The following is a 15,365-nucleotide window of genomic DNA, read 5'->3' on the forward strand; positions in this document are numbered from 1 at the left end:
ACTTACTCCTAAGTAGAACTCCTTACTTTGTATGGTTGTAAAATTGGGTAAGGTTTACCTCTATCCCAGGAGGATGTAATAAACAATCGACTATCTTCTATTGGATAGATTTTTCAGGATTTGAGCGATGGGGAAGTCTCTATCTGTTGAATCTGAACTTCTTTTGAGATGACTGGCGATATAGGCTGTTGAACAAAATAGAGCGATCGCTCTTAGGTGGGGCAACTTCCAAAGGTAATCGAATAGTGAACGTGCTACCTTGGCCTAAGACGCTTTGTACTTGTAGGCTACCCTGGTGTGCTTGAACAATTGCTTTTGCGATCGCTAAGCCCAATCCCGATCCACCAGTGTTACGGGAGCGATCGCTATTCACCCGATAGAAGCGATCGAAAATCTGCGTTTGCTCAGAAGGTGCAATGCCAATACCTGTATCCTGGATCTGAATCAAAGCTTGATCGTCGCTGCGATCTAAGGCAACTGTTACCTGACCCCCAGCAGGGGTGTATTGGATGGCATTGATAATTAAGTTAGAGACTAAGCGATAAAGCTGCTCCTCATCACCGATAACGTTCAGTGGGTTATGTACCCGTACCGAAGATGTCAGCGTCACCGATTTGGAGAGTGCCAACGCTGCAAATTCCTCTACTAAATCGCTGACAATATCATTCAGGCAACAAAGCTGGCGTCGCCGTGCCAAAGCTTGTTGTTCCAGACGAGCCAATAGCAACAAATCGGCAACTAGCTGAATCAGCCGCCGATTCTGACGCCCTATCGTGTCTAGTATGTCCTGCACCTCTTTTTCATCCAACTGAGGCACCGAACGTGCTGATTCCACCGTCGCCTGTGTCGCCGCTAGAGGTGTCCGCAACTCGTGGGCAGCATCCGCTGTAAACTGTTGAATCTGCTTGTAGGATTGGTAGATGGGTTGCATCGCTAACGCGGCTAACCACCAACTGGAGACGCCTACCAGAATCAATGTAGTTGGCAATCCCAAGATCAAAATCCATTTCACATTATTAAGGTAGTCGTTGAAGTCTTTGAGACTCCGCCCTACTTGAAAGTACCCCCAATCGCGATTGTTGCGGGTATGCAGCGATAGAGAAATTTGGTGATAAACGTTGCCTTTGCTATCTTTTAGGGTTTGCCAGCGTTCTTTGTTTAACACTTGGGGCAGTCCCTCTGGATGAACACCCGCTATGGCAATCAATCGTCCTGAAGTATCGAAGAAGCGGACATAGTAGTTGCCTTGGTTAACGGCGCTAAGAATGTGGCGAGAGGAACTCGACTGCGCTGTCATACAGCTAGCTCCTCGATGACAAAGATTTGGTACAAGCTCCTCTACAATCGGCTCCAGGCGTCCGGGTTGGTTCAATTTCAGTTCAATACTGTCATGCAGCGTCCCCGCTACAGATTCTAACTCGCGGTCTACTGCTACCTTATGGGCATGAGCGATCGCTTCATAGACACCGAGTCCAGACATGCTCAAAATTAAACCCATGACTCCTGCATACCACAGAGCCAATCGCCAGCGAGTTCGGTTAAACAGTTTATTTTGATTCATGAGTTGGATTGAAGCGATACCCCATGCCATGTAACGTTTCAATCAAATCAGGGCAGCCAAAAGACGCCAGCTTGCGTCGCAACAGACGCACTTGAGCCGCCACCACATTACTAATCGGTTCTGCACCCACTTCCCATAGGTGGTTGCGAATCTGGTCACTGCTAAGGATGTAGTTGGGGTGTTTCATAAAGTACTCCAGCAGTTGGAATTCCTTAGTGGTTAGGGGAATAACCTGCTGTTCGCCCAAATTGTTTTGAAAACAAACGGTTCGGGTGCTGTAATCTAGGGTAAGACTGCCAACCGTCAATTGTTGGGGTTGAAGTTGGGGCGATCGCCTCTGCAATGCCCTCAATCGTGCCAGCAATTCCGCCATACCAAACGGCTTTACCAGATAGTCATCCGCACCAGCATCTAACCCAGCTACCTTATCTTCCATTTGGTCTTTGGCTGTGAGCATCAAAATTGGTAAAGGATTGCGTTGCGATCGCACTCGCTTGCACAGCTCTAATCCTGACAGTCCTGGTAGTAACCAGTCGAAGATAGCCAGTGTATATTGCGTTTGTGGGTCTTCCAGATAGTTCCAGGCTTCAGTCCCATCTTGAACCCAATCAACCACATACTTTTCCTGGTTCAAAATTCGCTTGATAGCAGCGCCTAAATCGGGTTCATCTTCGACTAACAAAACTCTCATAACAAGCAGCTATTTAGCGGTAGGTTTGAATTCGAGCTAAACGAGTGGGATTTCTGCTGAATATTTCACAATTTTGTATTCATGTAGTGGGGAACACATCAAAGCGTCTTGTCTGCACCAGCGTTTTATCGCCTTTTTCGGTTTGCGATCGCTCTTTACTGGCTACGGGGTGTACGGAAAGGCAATCCTTGGATTTTCGAGGTGCGATCGCGTTTTACTATCTGTTGTTCCTATTCTCAATCTCAGCGATGGGTAGCAACAAAGTATCCTCAATCTGCGCTCGTACTTCACTAGTTACTTGACAACTGATATTCAAGCGATCTATCAGGTACTTATTGAACTCGTAATAACGCTTAAGCGCGTTCTTAAGGTGCTGGCTCAACTTCCCATCCTGACCGACCTTGAAATCTGGAATCCTCACAGCTCTTAATTGCTCAATCCATACTTGGTATTCTTTTTGCCACCACTCATCAAATCTTTCCCTATCTTCATCTGGGTTCGGAACTTGAGCCTGGATTTGTTGCAGGGTTTGACTTAGTTCAGGCTCAATGTTAAATGTAAAGACACGGGCAAGGACAACATCAAGGTCAACTTCAAAAGCTAAGTCAAGGACATTAGTAGATTGTTTACGGGCGAGGGCAGCGGCACGTGGAAAAGAACCAGCAGAATGATAGAGGCGGGAAAGAGAATTAGGATTAGTATGGACACGGGAAAGAGAAAGACCAAGGACACGAACAAGAGCAAGGTAAAAAGCACGAACAGTTACAGGTTTGTAAGGAGACTGAACTGAACGAGATTTTTGGCTTATCCACTGGATAACTTGTTGCAACTCGGCGTCTTTTGCCGTGATTAAATCGATTTGTTGTTTCAATAAAAGCAGCGTATCACCATTCCAATTCAGCTCACCTGCTAGCAAATATACTTCGCGCCAACGTTTCTCCGTCAGCAGACTTTTTATTATTTCTGAATTAGAACTAGCCACAATTGCTCTAGCAGTGAAATACTCTTGAAACGTCAGGTGAGAGAAGGAGTAAATTCCCATTGATCGCTCAACCAGCAACCCGTGTTGAGCCTCAATTGCTTTCAGGACAGTTGTGCTATCCTCTCGTAATTCATCTAGATCGATTTGGCTATCGGGTAAGGTGCGGAGATAGTTCGCGATGAGTTGCTGGATTTTGTCTTGATCAAAAAAGTACTCCCCTTGCTCAAAGGTGATAGCTGCAACCTGACTCAGTAGCTTGTGCTTACGTGGCACACTCAAATTTCGATAAATCTCATCCCGTTGAATGCCTCTTGCTTCATCCCATCTAACCAACAGAATATCTATTCCCTGCTCATACAGCTTAGTTCGGCTGGAAGGAAAGTCTGCTGCTTCCTGAAAAAATAAGCAAGTCAAACTTAGAAGAATCGGTGTGACTGCCAGTTCTCGGATTTGCTTATTCTCTGGAAGCTGAAGCTTCTCCATAAACTGAGATGCCTTTTCTTGCCCCTCTTCCTCAGAATTATTTGCAACCGCCACAAACCACTTTTGTGCAAAGGCTTCGATTTGCTCAGAGTTAAAATCTGCAACCTGAACATCAGTGAATCCATCAAAACCGCATGATTGGGCAGCAATACGGCAAGTGATTACGAGCTGATTTTGGTAAAATTTTTCAGCAAACCGACGAATTTCTTTCAGTACTTTCCTGAAGTGAGCTTGTGGTACTTCATCTAAGCCATCCAGCAACATTAAGGCTCTGCCGTATTTTAGTAAGGTTTCCAACTCCTCATAGGAGACACCACAGCTTTCCAGGTCTTGGCTGATGTTGTTGAATAGATTGAAATCACCAGCATCACTAGCATCCTCAGCAAAATCTTTCAGTCTCATAAAAATCGGGAGCCTATCAGCGAGAAACTGACCTTTGTTGCACTCAATGGCTAGATGCTTCAAAAAGGTAGTTTTCCCAGAGCCTGGTTTACCCAGCATCATCAGCTTAGAGTAAGTACTCGCTGCCTCCTGTGCTGGTACTCGTTTCTGAAGAACCTTACCCAAGCCAAAGCGGTCAAATTCTTCTGTATCTGGGTTTAAGACTTGCGGTAACTGAGACATCTCCACTGGTATGTAATTGGTGGGCTTCTCCAAAATGTTGACATCAACGTAAAGGTGATTCACCTCTATTGGTTGGGGAATATTCAACATTCGCAAAGTGCCACACTGGTATTGGATTTTGTCGTGAGAGCGTCGCCTCACCTCTCGCACTAGGGCATTGATATCAAAGCTGTGATCTGGATTTGTTTCTACCTCTGGTTCGTTAGGTTGCCTTGCAACAATCTCGTCCCATTCTAGGTTTAGTCTTTCGCAGATTTGGTAAAAATACTTGCGGTCAATACGCTCACCTGCAAAAAATTTGTTGACTGGCTGCCGACTCATTCCTAACTCTTCTGCCAGAGCCTTCTGATTCAAGGAGTGGTAACTCAAAGCTGTTTTGGCTTTTTCAATGCCCTTGGTCGATGCTTTTAGTGAACGTCCAGTCATAGCCCAATCGTTAAATTTGAGACTATCTTAACTGGCTAGATTTAAAGTCATACGCTAACTCATCCACTCATTCATAAAGTCATTCCCTCTCAGTCCTTTACTCAGTCTTGTTCTCAGCCACTAGGGAGCGAAGCTAGGGATGAAGTGATTTAGAAGATAGGAGGCTTTAGACATGGCAAACATGACACCTAAAGCAAGGCGCAACAAAAAAGAAAGACTCATCGCTATGTACGGACCCTACTGTTGCTATTGTGGCAAGTACCTGAGAAGAAGGGAAATGACCTTGGAGCATTTAATTGCTAAACGCGATGGTGGCTCCAATGCTATTGAAAACTTGCGAATTGCCTGCTATTACTGCAACCATTCCCGTCATAACAACATTTAGCTCCTACTTGCACCAGGAGGAGCTAGTGATTAAAACTAAAACGACCGTCTACCTTTTTTCCATCAATATCTGAAGTAATTTTCACCTGATACTGACCCGTTGCTTTTTCTGCTAACAGAGCAGCGTAGTGTTTCCCCGCAGCATCATAGGGAAGGTATAAAGATTTCTGCGTACCGTCAGGCAACTGAACTTGAGCTGTTACTTTAGCGTTCGGTATGGCTTCGTGATTGTCCCCTTTTTGCAAATAAAAATCTAAATGAGTTCCGTTATTTTCCTTCACTGGGACAAACTCTAAGTGATAGGGGCCTGACTCAACAACTTGACCCCCTTTTAGAGGTTTTGCGGCATGACCAGATGACTCAGTTTTAGCTGCATCAGTTGGTTGTGCAGTTGATTCGGCTGGTTGGGTACTTGTTGGGCTGTTATCTGAGTTTGGGGATTGGTTGTTGTTACCACATGCTCCTAAAAAAATCAGGCTTGCACTGCCTAGAACCATTAAGACAGACTTGATATATTTCATACTTTTTACTCCTGAATAAAACAACTGCAACTCCACAAGAATTTCTGGCACCCACATCAATTGAAAACAAACACTGCACAAATAATCGCGATAAAATTAATTCTCAAAGACAGCCTCGACTGCCCTCCCCTTGTCAGAAACTGGTGGTGTTTGCTTGGGTACTAAAAATATCCTAAACTTGGCGTACAACGCGGGTAACACTATTAGCGTTAATGCTGTAGAAGTAAATAACCCACCCAAGACGACGATTGCAAGAGGTTGTAAAATTTCCTTCCCCGGCCCCCCCTCTACTACTAAAGGTGCCAAACCTAAAGCTGAGGTTAAAGCGGTCATTAAAATGGCATTGAGCCGTTCCATTGAACCTTTAACTATTGTTTCTTTAAAAGGCATTCCTTCCGCAAACTTAGTGTTGTAGTTATCCACTAATAGCAACCCATTTCGGGTAGCTACACCAAATAGGGTAACAAAGCCAACTAAGGAAGCCACAGAAATTACCCCACCCGTCAAAGCCACAGAAACGATGCCCCCTACCAATCCGATTGGTAAGTTAATCATAATCATCGCTGTTGAAGGGATGGACTTGACCGAGAGGTACATTAAAACTGTAATGACGATAAATGCGATCGCGCTAAATACCAGGATATTCTGTGACGCTCGTTGCTCGGCTTCAAATTGACCCCCATACTGGATAAAGTAACCAAAAGGCAACTGAACTTGTTGCTTGACTTTGGCTTGAATGTCATTCACAACCGAGCGCAAATCTCTCCCTTTAGCATTAGCTGACACCACAATCAAACGGGAAACATTCTCGCGGTTAATCGTATTGGGTCCCGTACCGTATTGAACGGTAGCGACTTGAGCCAGAGGAATTTTATTACCCGTAGGAGTATCGACCAATAAGTTCTGAATCGTCTCCAGATTATTCCGGGCTTCCGGCTTCAGCCAGACAACCAAGTCAAATGTTTGTTGCCCTTCTAAAACTTGGGACACCACTTGCCCATTCAGAGACGTTTCAATAATTTCCGATAATTCTCCTACGTTAAGAGCGTATCGACCAGCAGCTTGGCGATTGAACTTGATTTGAATCTGTTGAATGGGTACTTGAGGTTCGAGTTGCAAGTCCACAATTCCCTCAACCGTTTTCATTTGCTCCTCAACTTTTGCCCCAATTTGACGGAGTTGCTCTAAGTCAGAACCAAAGATTTTGACAGCAATCTGACTCCTCACCCCAGACAAAACCTCATCCATTCGGTGAGAGATAAACCCACCGATATTGGGTGCTACTCCGGGTAATTTGGCAAATTCTTCTCGCAGCGCTTCCAGCGTTTTTGCCCGGTCTTCCATTCCCTCTTCACTAATACCCATATCGATGTGCGCGAGGTTTACTCCCGCCGCATCGCTGTCTCCTGGAGCGCGTCCAGAACGCACCTGAACGTATTCAAATCTAGGGTCTTTTTTTAGAGCATCTTCAATAGCAAACCCCGCACTATTTGTTGCCTCAAGAGACACGCCGGGATAGAGGAGTATGGTATTGACCAACGTTTGCTCTTGAAACTCAGGTAGAAATGCTCGTCCGAAGGAGGGCAGAATAATTAATGCTGCCACCATTGCCGCACTGGCTAGACCGAGGATAATTGCCGAATGACGCATCGAAAACTCTAAAAAGAAGCCATAAATACGCTTGGCATACCTCGGCAACCAAGGCTCTTTTGCCTGCATACGTTTGCTAGGCAGTAAGATGGCACACAACGCCGGAGATACGAGCAGTGATTCTAGACTAGAAATCACAACAACCACGAGATAGGTAATCCCCATCGGCGAAAAAATCCGACCTTCCACTCCGGGCAATGTAAAAATTGGCGAGAATACGACGATACCAATTACTGTCGCTCCAATTAAAGAGTCGCGTACTTCATTGCTGCCATCAAAAATGACGTCCATTATGGGACGAGGGTGAGGAGAGAGTTTATTTTCTCTCAAGTTGCGGTAGGTGTTTTCGGCATAGACAATGGCATCATCAATGGCTGTACCAATTGCCACGGATAGCCCGCCCAACGTCATCGTATTTAGCCCCAGTCCCATCCAATGCATGAATAACAGTGCGAATAGCCAGGTTAGAAAGAAATCCAGCAAAACTACAGCAAGCGTTCGCCAATTCATCAAAAAAGGGATGAGGATAACAGCAACAATAATGCTGCCTTCAATTAACGCTGACCTGACATTTGCAACAGAAGATTCAATATATTCTTCCTGACGAAACGTGACGGTAACTTTAATATCTTTGGGAAGCGCTTGTTGAACCTCTTTCATCGCCGCTTCCACCGCCCTCGTCACGGTGGGGGTGTCAGCACTGGGTTGTCTGTTCACCAACACGACAACAGCTTTCTGACCGTTTAAACTACCATCACCCCGCTTGATAGCCGCACCAATTTCTACGTCTGCCACATCAGCAATTCGGACGGGCGTTCCCTTGCGCGAAGTAATTGTAGAGTACTTCAAATCTTCCAGTCCTTCAATTCGTCCCACTCCCCGAATTAAAGTTTCTTTATCGGGGGTGATTAAATAGCCGCCAGGAGCGTTAACGTTAGCTGCTTGTACGGCTTCGGTGACATCTTGCAAAGAGACATCAAAGGCTTTCAACTTAGCCGGATCGACTAAGACTTGATACTGCCTCACATCACCGCCATACGCCACCACTTGAGCTACACCGGAGACTGCTAAGAGGCGGTTGGTTACTTGCCAGTCAATGATGCGCCGCACTTCCATTAAGGGAGTGGTTTCGGAGGTAAAGGCATAGGTAAGGATGGTGCCAACGGGAGAGGTTGTCGGAGAAAGTTGCGGGGTTTCTGCTGCTTCAGGCAGCTTGCTAGCCGCTTGCTGCAATCGCTCTGTCACCAATTGGCGAGCTTGATAGATGTCGGTTCCCCAATCAAAGATAACTTTGACAACAGAAAGCCCTACAGCCGAGGAGGAACGTACTGCTGTTACTCCTGGGGTTCCGTTAATTGCACTCTCAATGGGTAACGTCACTAGAGACTCGACTTCTTCGGGTGCAAGTCCGGGTGCTTCCGTCTGAATTTCGACTTGGGGAGGTGCAAACGGCGGGAAGACATCCAGTTGCATCTGGGGAATGACGTAAATCGTCCACAGGGTAATGATGACGGTAGCGATAACGACTAGCCATCTGCGATCGATTACCCATCTGAGAATGGTGCTGAACATCTGTCAAAGATTAGGTGTCAGTGCTGAGAACTCCCTTTTACATAATTGACATAGCCGAATGAAATCAGGATGAAATTGGCTGGCACCAGATATCAAGTTGGGCAATGGCTGGTCATTTCCGAATGCGATCGCAGTTTCTATGGTGTCTAGAATCGAACATGACTGGCTTGGCGATCGGCAAACTCAGCTAGGCAATCGCCTTCCAGATAAGGTAGGGTTTATTAACTGATGCAGATATAGGTTCTATGCAGGTTGAGATAACGATTAAGAACTACCGATGCTTTTCGGACTCTAAGCCAGCTCATATCATTTTACGAAAAGGCTTTACTGCATTCATCGGAGTTAATAACTCAGGTAAATCCTCTCTACTCAAGTTTTTCTACGAATTTCGTTCTCTCTTTCAGCTTCTATCATCTCCTAACAACAATAATTTTATTGAAGCACTACGGGGAAACCCCCAATCTTTCAATTTTGCAAGTTCAGTCCTAGATATTGAAGAAGTATTCAACAATACAAATAATCGTAATCTTGAGATACAGCTCCGGTTTGTAGATATTGATTTGGTAATAGAGGATAATGCTCCTCCGATTCTTGAAAAAATAGTAGTTACAATTCCGAGAGCAACCAATACTTACTTTGCAGAATTATTTATAAAAAACAAAAAAATGGTAATTTTTCCCGACGGTAATGAACCGAATTTATACAGACTAGTACTAATTAAAAAAGACAATATTTTCCTCTATTATGAAGACACTCCAGAAGTAAATCTATATCCTCTCTTTAAAGCCAGCAAGGATATATCTGAAGCCCTCTATATTGGTCCGTTTAGAAATGCTCTTGAACTTGTAACCAATACAGATTATAATTCTGAACAATTAATTTTTGGCGACTACTTTGATATCAAGGTTGGACGAGCTTTCATTCGGAATTGGCGAGCCTTCAAGTCAGGAAGAGTAAAGAAAAACAGTGATGTTGCTTATGGGCTAACAGAAGATATTAGACGAATTTTTGGATTCAAGTCTCTTGAAATTAACACTTCAGATGACAACCGAACGCTCCAGCTCTTCATCAATGGAAAGAGCTATACGCTTTTAGAACTCGGTTCGGGGCTTGCTCAGTTCATCCTCGTTCTAGCCAATGCTGCCATCAAGCAGCCATGCTACATCTTAATTGATGAACCAGAACTTAATCTTCATCCCTCGCTTCAGCTTGATTTCCTGACGACGCTTGGTTCTTATGCTGGTGAGGGCGTTCTCTTTGCTACGCATAATATTGGGCTGGCGAGAGCAAGTGCGGAGTTAATCTACTCAATCCGCAAAGATGCTGAGGGGGAGAGCGAAGTCAGGAAGCTCGAAGCAACTCCACGCTTATCGGAATTTCTTGGAGAACTCAGCTTCTCTGGCTACAGAGAACTTGGCTTCGATAAGATTCTACTGGTTGAAGGTTCAACAGAAGTCAAATTGATTCAGCAATTCCTTCGTAAGTATGGGAAGGATCATCAGATCGTACTTTTACCCTTAGGCGGTACCCAGCTTATCAAGGAATCATCCGAAGCAGAACTTGAGGAAATCAAGCGCATTTGTGAGAACGTCTCGGCGCTGATTGACAGTGAGCGCACTGCTCCAGAAGCTGAACTAGAGCCAAGAATAGCAGGGTTTGTGGAAACGTGTAACAAAGTTAATATAGACTGCTATGTTCTTGAGCGTAGAGCTATTGAGAACTACTTCTCAGATAGAGCAATAAAGCAGGTCATGGGAAACAAATATAAAGCACTCGAACCCTATGAAGCACTTAAGAAAAAAGCTCAGAATGGATGGGACAAGGCAGAGAATTGGCGGATAGCCCAAGAAATGACTCGCGAAGAGCTGGAAGGAACAGACCTTGGCGAATTTCTCAAACGGCTATGTGATTGAAGTAGCATCTTTAAATAGGTCGAATTCAAGTACCTTTCCCTTTCTGGAGTAACAGAGATTGCACACCTTCTCCAAACAAAAATCTACTCCCCACATCTTGATAGTCTTGTCCTGACTACTCCTGGTAGGGTTTTCTCATCCCAATTGAAAGCAAGGTAATTCAGGCTAGGGGAGCGATCGCATCTAACTATCTCCTTCACTTCATCAAAGGGAGAACCCTTTAGAATTCGAGTGAGAGGCAACTTGAATCCTATGCCTCAAACCGTTACCCTGCAAATTCCAGAGCTACTCTACCAACGGTTGGTAAATACTGCCCGTGCTACCAACCGCCCCCTAGAGGAAATCATGCTCTACGCCCTGAAAGTAGGCAGTCCACCAGACTGGGATAACGTACCCGATGAGTTTCAGATTGACCTAGCTGCCTTGGACAGAATAGAAGATGAGGCATTGTGGAAAATCGCTCAAAGTCGAAAGACTGTAGCCGATATAGAGCGGTACAATATCCTACTTGCTCGCAATCAAGAGGGTACCCTGACGGATGCCGAACGAGCAGAACTAACAGCACTGCGAACCGAGGCTGACTGCTTCATGCTGCGGAAGGCACAAGCAGCAGCACTACTTCATTGACGCGAAACCACGTATCTCTACGCTAATTTTGGAGTGTCTACTCTTTGTGTAAGACCAATAATTTGAAAGTCCCGGTCAATCCTTTTGCAATTCTGCCTCCATCGGAGTCTCTTTGACCAGGGAATCTTCTTTTAAAGCCTCTTCCTTTTTCTGCAAATACAGCTTATTTATCTCCTCCTGCCTTGAGCTATCGAAAACTTTCCGCGCCTCGGCAAAAAGCTCTACCTCTTCTTCTTTCAAGTGGTGAGTCAGTAAGTCTTTAAGCGCCTTGACTTTAGCTTTCCATTGTGATTGGGTAACATCAAGAGTATTTAACTCGACCAAAAGTTGATTGGAAAGCCTGTGTTCTTCAATTCCCTCTCTCACTTCAGACTCTAGATGCTCTATAGGCAGAAGAATTTCATAGACAATTTCTTCTTCTGCGACAGTGTGAGAGTGGAGCGTTTTTTTTAGCTCCTCCAAACACTCCTGTTTCTCAACCTTTGCATCATCAGGTAAATCAAGTATTTTGGTGAGTTGGTTTCTCAAAAGATCGTGTTCATCTTTTAACGTTTCAAAAATTGCCATAATTGCAGTCCTCTCATCAGTAGTTTTTGCGTCACAGTTTCGGCAGGTACAAGGCTACCATCATAGATTCATTCCAAGCTTCTCCAATTAGGTTGAGATAGTTGGCTCGAAAGACATCACAGGAGATTTATTAAAATCGCAACAACCAAAAGGTATAGTTTTTGAGGAATTTCTTACCCTCTACAAGCAAAAACCCTACTCGACTCCCCATACCTTAATTGTCTTATCCTGACTGCCACTAACTAAGAGTTTGTCTATGCCCACTGAAAACAAGGCGATTCATTCTGGGAGTTGCGATCGCCACCGTTACTGCTACTGTTTGACCAGTGAAGCCAATAGCGGTATTCCAAAGTTCCGATTGTGGTGGAGTGAGAGGAAATATCAGGGTTGAGTTACGACAACGCTTGTAAATATTTAGCGGAACAATATCCAGCAGAGTTGGCAAACTGGTTGCTTTCAGTTCAGTTGCAAAACATTCAAGTACTGAACAGTTGGAAGCGTTGGGCATAGCCCTGTTGGATTTTTCCGAAGTAGCTAATTTAGTTGCTTGGTTGGAGCAGCAAGAGGTGAGCGATTAATGATGATGATTGTTGTCAGAGTGATGGCGATCACTTTCAGCCAGAACAGGCAATTCACAAAACTTCCCCCTGTATGATTCTGATAATTCCGCTTTTCCATTGGGGGATGTAGCACCGTTGCTGGTATTGTAAACAAGTGCGTTGGATGCCGATGTCATCTGAGGTTTGGTACGACGCCCCAACCAGAAGGAACCAATTGCGATCGCGGCGACCCCTCCCCCAGCAGGAATAACCAACCACCAAGGCAACTGAGAGCCAATCTTACTCGAATTAGTCGCTTGGGATGGTGCGGGTGCAGCGCCCTTCGCCTCTGGTTTGTTGCTACCCCCACGCAAAGATTGGGCATACAGTTGAGGTGCACGTTGAGTAACGACCAAATCTCCCTCGAATAGACCCGTTTTTGCCTCAACCATGTCCCCGGAGGTTTGACCTAAAGTGACTTCAACGGGTAAGTAAGCATTGCCATTTTGCACATAGACCCGTTTTTTGCCATTCGCATCAACCACCGCTGAGCTAGGAATGGCTAAAATAGCTGTTGCTGTCCGGTCTGTGAGTACTTCAAGTTCGGCAAACATCCCCGGTTTTAGCGCTCCGTCGGGGTTGTCCAGTTCGGCTTTCACTGGCACCACTCGCGTTTCGCCTTCCACCACTGAGCCAATAACCGTAATCCGTCCGCTGAAACTACGATTAGGTAGACTGGCAATTTTTGCGATCGCCCTTGGCGCTACCCCTTGGGTAATCGCACGTTGCCCCGTCTTTACCTTATCCAAATCTTTCTCATAGATATTCGCCGTGGCAAAAACCCGACTATCATTCACAATCGTCATCAGCTTGCCACCTGCATCCTCGAAGGCTTGACCGAGGGTAACTTCGCGATCGCTAACTGTACCAGAAATAGGAGCCGTCACCGTCACCAGTCCTTTCTCATTCGCACCAGTTCCCAGTTGAGCTAGGCGAGTCTGATAGGCGGTTTCACTCAGGCGAAGGTGGGATTGAGCCGCCTCAACAGCCGCTTGGGCGCGTTTGAGTTGAGCTTCAGCTTCCAAAACTTCCCGGCGACTGCTGGCTTTAACGAGTTGAGCTTGCCCTTCTCTTAGGTGAGCTTCCGATTCCAGCATCTGGCGTCGCGGCAACGCTCCTGCACTCGCCAACTCCTTATCTCGGTCATACTTTTCTTGAGCGACCTTAACTTCAGTGTTAGCTTGTTGAATGTCTGCGGCTGCAATTTGACGCTGTTGCTCTAAATTTGCTCTAGCTAGGTTTAAATCCGCTTGCGCTTTTTGCAAATCGGCTTGAGCCTCCGCCTGTTTTTCCTGGGAATTGACGCGCAGTTCCACTAAGTCTGGTGCGGCTAAAACAGCGACGGGTTGACCTGCTTTGACAGCAGCACCCGGTTCCACCAAAAGCTCAACAACTTTCCCTGGAATTGGTGCCGTCACCTCTACTTTTTTATTCGGCAGAGTTTCAATCTGCCCGGTGGTTTTAATCCCAATAGCTAGCGGCTGACGTTTGACAGGCTCCACTTTAATTCCCAACCGCTTGGAGGTTTCAGCATCAACTTGAACCGAGTCAGCCGTTTGACTGGTTTCATCTGCATGTTGAAATTCATCTCCGTGTCCGGCGTGGGCTAAAACAACGCTAGGAGCAGATAGTAAGACAAGGCTCAAGATTGCTCCAGAAACGCAACGGAGCGGCACAGGCGGTTGGGAACGGCTAGAGGGACGCATGATTGGGAATGTCCTTAACTACCGAGGGAACTCCAGGAGGAGCAAAACAAAGGCATTTAACCCAAGTATTTGTCTATCAAAAAGGAGTGGCTCACCTATGTACACCTCTCCATTAATAGGGTTATTTAAATCGCAGAATCGTCAATATGATTGGAGGAGAAAGTGTTTATCTTTTAATTGATCTGCGTATCCCTTTAAGGATGAGGTGTACTAAGAACACTCCTACAAGGAGCAGTGCAGAATCTACACTCTCTAATCAGTCTTACAGAGAGAAATGAAATCAAGATGAAATTGCTCTATCCAATTACTGCTTGTACCAAGCTTGTCGCCACTGCTTCATTTGGTCAATTTCTTTTTCTTGTGAAGTTAGAATTTCTTGAGCCAATTTCTTCATTTCCGGGCGCTTAGACTTCGTGAGTACATCTTTAGCCATGACAAGCGCACCTTCATGGTGAGGAATCATGGCATTGAGGAAGCGCAAATCAAACTCGGCATCGGCTGCTCCTAAGTCACCCTTCATCATCATCGCCTGGATTTGTTCGGGAGACATCGCCATCATGTGATTCATCTGGGCGTGCCAAGCCATTGGTTTACTGTCTGCTTTGGGATACCACGCTTTTCGCCACTGTTTCATTTGGTTGATCTCGCGCTTCTGGGCGGCGATGATGTTCTGAGCCAGCTTTTTCATCTCCGGGCGCTGGGACTTTGCCAACACTTCTTGAGCCATTTCAACAGCTCCTTGATGATGCGGAATCATCGCATCGACAAATCGCAGGTCAAAGTCAGCATCAGCAGGGCCTAAATCCATAGACATATCATGATCCATGCCACTGCCATGATTCATGCTGCCGCCATGCATCGTATCTTGCTTATCACTGGTTTGTGTTGCAGGGGTATTTTGGGCTTGGCTTTGATTTCCAGAGGTAGTAGAACCGCTCTGAGCCGCATTGGAACAGGCTGTGAGAATCCCGGATAGGGAAGAAATCGCGACAAAGCTCAATGCCAAAAAGCTAGTTCTGACTGAAATTGGTTGCATCAATTTGATACCCATCTAAGACA

At 45.6% G+C, this 15,365-nt stretch carries 13 protein-coding genes; 4 read left to right on the top strand and 9 right to left on the bottom strand.

Annotation, left to right across the window (positions count from 1 at the left end):
- Positions 1–139 precede the first annotated feature (139 nt).
- The 3 genes from NDI48_00775 to NDI48_00785 form a co-directional block, all read right to left on the bottom strand.
- The gene (locus NDI48_00775; protein MEP0829737.1) at positions 140–1,561 is read right to left on the bottom strand and encodes a HAMP domain-containing histidine kinase; all 1,422 of its coding nucleotides are present in this window, start codon (positions 1,559–1,561) and stop codon (positions 140–142) included.
- The gene (locus tag NDI48_00780) at positions 1,548–2,252 is read right to left on the bottom strand and encodes a response regulator transcription factor (protein MEP0829738.1); all 705 of its coding nucleotides are present in this window, start codon (positions 2,250–2,252) and stop codon (positions 1,548–1,550) included. The genes NDI48_00775 and NDI48_00780 overlap by 14 nt, the downstream gene beginning before the upstream one ends.
- A 217-nt stretch (positions 2,253–2,469) precedes the next feature.
- Positions 2,470–4,767 (bottom strand): NACHT domain-containing NTPase, encoded by a 2,298-nt coding sequence (locus NDI48_00785; GenBank protein MEP0829739.1) that lies wholly within the window; start codon positions 4,765–4,767, stop codon positions 2,470–2,472.
- Positions 4,768–4,939: 172 nt separating this feature from the next.
- Between NDI48_00785 and NDI48_00790 the strand changes: the two genes are divergently transcribed.
- Complete coding sequence (locus NDI48_00790) at positions 4,940–5,152, top strand: HNH endonuclease (protein ID MEP0829740.1); 213 nt, start codon at positions 4,940–4,942, stop codon at positions 5,150–5,152.
- Between the two features lie 22 nt (positions 5,153–5,174).
- Here NDI48_00790 and NDI48_00795 read toward each other — a convergent pair whose 3' ends face one another.
- Together NDI48_00795 and NDI48_00800 are read right to left on the bottom strand one after the other, a co-directional pair.
- On the bottom strand, positions 5,175–5,672 hold the full coding sequence (locus NDI48_00795; protein MEP0829741.1) for a hypothetical protein: 498 nt from the start codon (positions 5,670–5,672) through the stop codon (positions 5,175–5,177).
- Between the two features lie 96 nt (positions 5,673–5,768).
- A complete protein-coding gene (locus tag NDI48_00800; protein MEP0829742.1) occupies positions 5,769–8,894 on the bottom strand; it encodes an efflux RND transporter permease subunit in 3,126 nt (1,041 codons plus the stop codon).
- A gap of 245 nt (positions 8,895–9,139) precedes the next feature.
- On the opposite strand from NDI48_00800, the gene NDI48_00805 reads away from it, so the two are divergent.
- The gene (locus NDI48_00805) at positions 9,140–10,807 is read left to right on the top strand and encodes an AAA family ATPase (GenBank protein ID MEP0829743.1); all 1,668 of its coding nucleotides are present in this window, start codon (positions 9,140–9,142) and stop codon (positions 10,805–10,807) included.
- A gap of 252 nt (positions 10,808–11,059) precedes the next feature.
- Entirely contained in the window at positions 11,060–11,434 is a 375-nt protein-coding gene (locus NDI48_00810) for a hypothetical protein (protein MEP0829744.1), read from the top strand.
- 75 nt (positions 11,435–11,509) lie between these two features.
- Here the strand turns inward: NDI48_00810 and NDI48_00815 are convergent, their stop codons facing one another.
- Together NDI48_00815 and NDI48_00820 are read right to left on the bottom strand one after the other, a co-directional pair.
- A complete protein-coding gene (locus NDI48_00815; GenBank protein ID MEP0829745.1) occupies positions 11,510–12,001 on the bottom strand; it encodes a hemerythrin domain-containing protein in 492 nt (163 codons plus the stop codon).
- 238 nt (positions 12,002–12,239) lie between these two features.
- Complete coding sequence (locus tag NDI48_00820) at positions 12,240–12,509, bottom strand: hypothetical protein (protein MEP0829746.1); 270 nt, start codon at positions 12,507–12,509, stop codon at positions 12,240–12,242.
- On the opposite strand from NDI48_00820, the gene NDI48_00825 reads away from it, so the two are divergent.
- Complete coding sequence (locus NDI48_00825; protein ID MEP0829747.1) at positions 12,502–12,579, top strand: hypothetical protein; 78 nt, start codon at positions 12,502–12,504, stop codon at positions 12,577–12,579. The genes NDI48_00820 and NDI48_00825 overlap by 8 nt on opposite strands.
- Here the strand turns inward: NDI48_00825 and NDI48_00830 are convergent.
- Positions 12,576–14,306, bottom strand: a complete 1,731-nt coding sequence (locus NDI48_00830) for an efflux RND transporter periplasmic adaptor subunit (protein ID MEP0829748.1) — start codon at positions 14,304–14,306, stop codon at positions 12,576–12,578. The genes NDI48_00825 and NDI48_00830 overlap by 4 nt on opposite strands.
- 304 nt (positions 14,307–14,610) lie before the next feature.
- Positions 14,611–15,342, bottom strand: coding sequence for a DUF305 domain-containing protein (locus tag NDI48_00835; GenBank protein ID MEP0829749.1), 732 nt, complete (start codon positions 15,340–15,342; stop codon positions 14,611–14,613).
- Positions 15,343–15,365: the final 23 nt, after the last annotated feature.

The organism is Microcoleus sp. AS-A8, from assembly GCA_039962225.1.
GTDB lineage: Bacteria > Cyanobacteriota > Cyanobacteriia > Cyanobacteriales > Coleofasciculaceae > Allocoleopsis.

What these genes read in the sequence shown, in the direction of transcription:
- NDI48_00820 (MEP0829746.1), bottom strand. Translation starts at nt 12,509, where the DNA reads ATGCCCAACGCTTCCAACTGTTCAGTACTTGAATGTTTTGCAACTGAA.
- NDI48_00790 (MEP0829740.1), top strand. Translation starts at nt 4,940, where the DNA reads ATGGCAAACATGACACCTAAAGCAAGGCGCAACAAAAAAGAAAGACTC.
- NDI48_00795 (MEP0829741.1), bottom strand. Translation starts at nt 5,672, where the DNA reads ATGAAATATATCAAGTCTGTCTTAATGGTTCTAGGCAGTGCAAGCCTG.
- NDI48_00805 (MEP0829743.1), top strand. Translation starts at nt 9,140, where the DNA reads ATGCAGGTTGAGATAACGATTAAGAACTACCGATGCTTTTCGGACTCT.
- NDI48_00830 (MEP0829748.1), bottom strand. Translation starts at nt 14,306, where the DNA reads ATGCGTCCCTCTAGCCGTTCCCAACCGCCTGTGCCGCTCCGTTGCGTT.
- NDI48_00780 (MEP0829738.1), bottom strand. Translation starts at nt 2,252, where the DNA reads ATGAGAGTTTTGTTAGTCGAAGATGAACCCGATTTAGGCGCTGCTATC.
- NDI48_00835 (MEP0829749.1), bottom strand. Translation starts at nt 15,342, where the DNA reads ATGCAACCAATTTCAGTCAGAACTAGCTTTTTGGCATTGAGCTTTGTC.
- NDI48_00775 (MEP0829737.1), bottom strand. Translation starts at nt 1,561, where the DNA reads ATGAATCAAAATAAACTGTTTAACCGAACTCGCTGGCGATTGGCTCTG.
- NDI48_00800 (MEP0829742.1), bottom strand. Translation starts at nt 8,894, where the DNA reads ATGTTCAGCACCATTCTCAGATGGGTAATCGATCGCAGATGGCTAGTC.
- NDI48_00815 (MEP0829745.1), bottom strand. Translation starts at nt 12,001, where the DNA reads ATGGCAATTTTTGAAACGTTAAAAGATGAACACGATCTTTTGAGAAAC.
- NDI48_00785 (MEP0829739.1), bottom strand. Translation starts at nt 4,767, where the DNA reads ATGACTGGACGTTCACTAAAAGCATCGACCAAGGGCATTGAAAAAGCC.
- NDI48_00810 (MEP0829744.1), top strand. Translation starts at nt 11,060, where the DNA reads ATGCCTCAAACCGTTACCCTGCAAATTCCAGAGCTACTCTACCAACGG.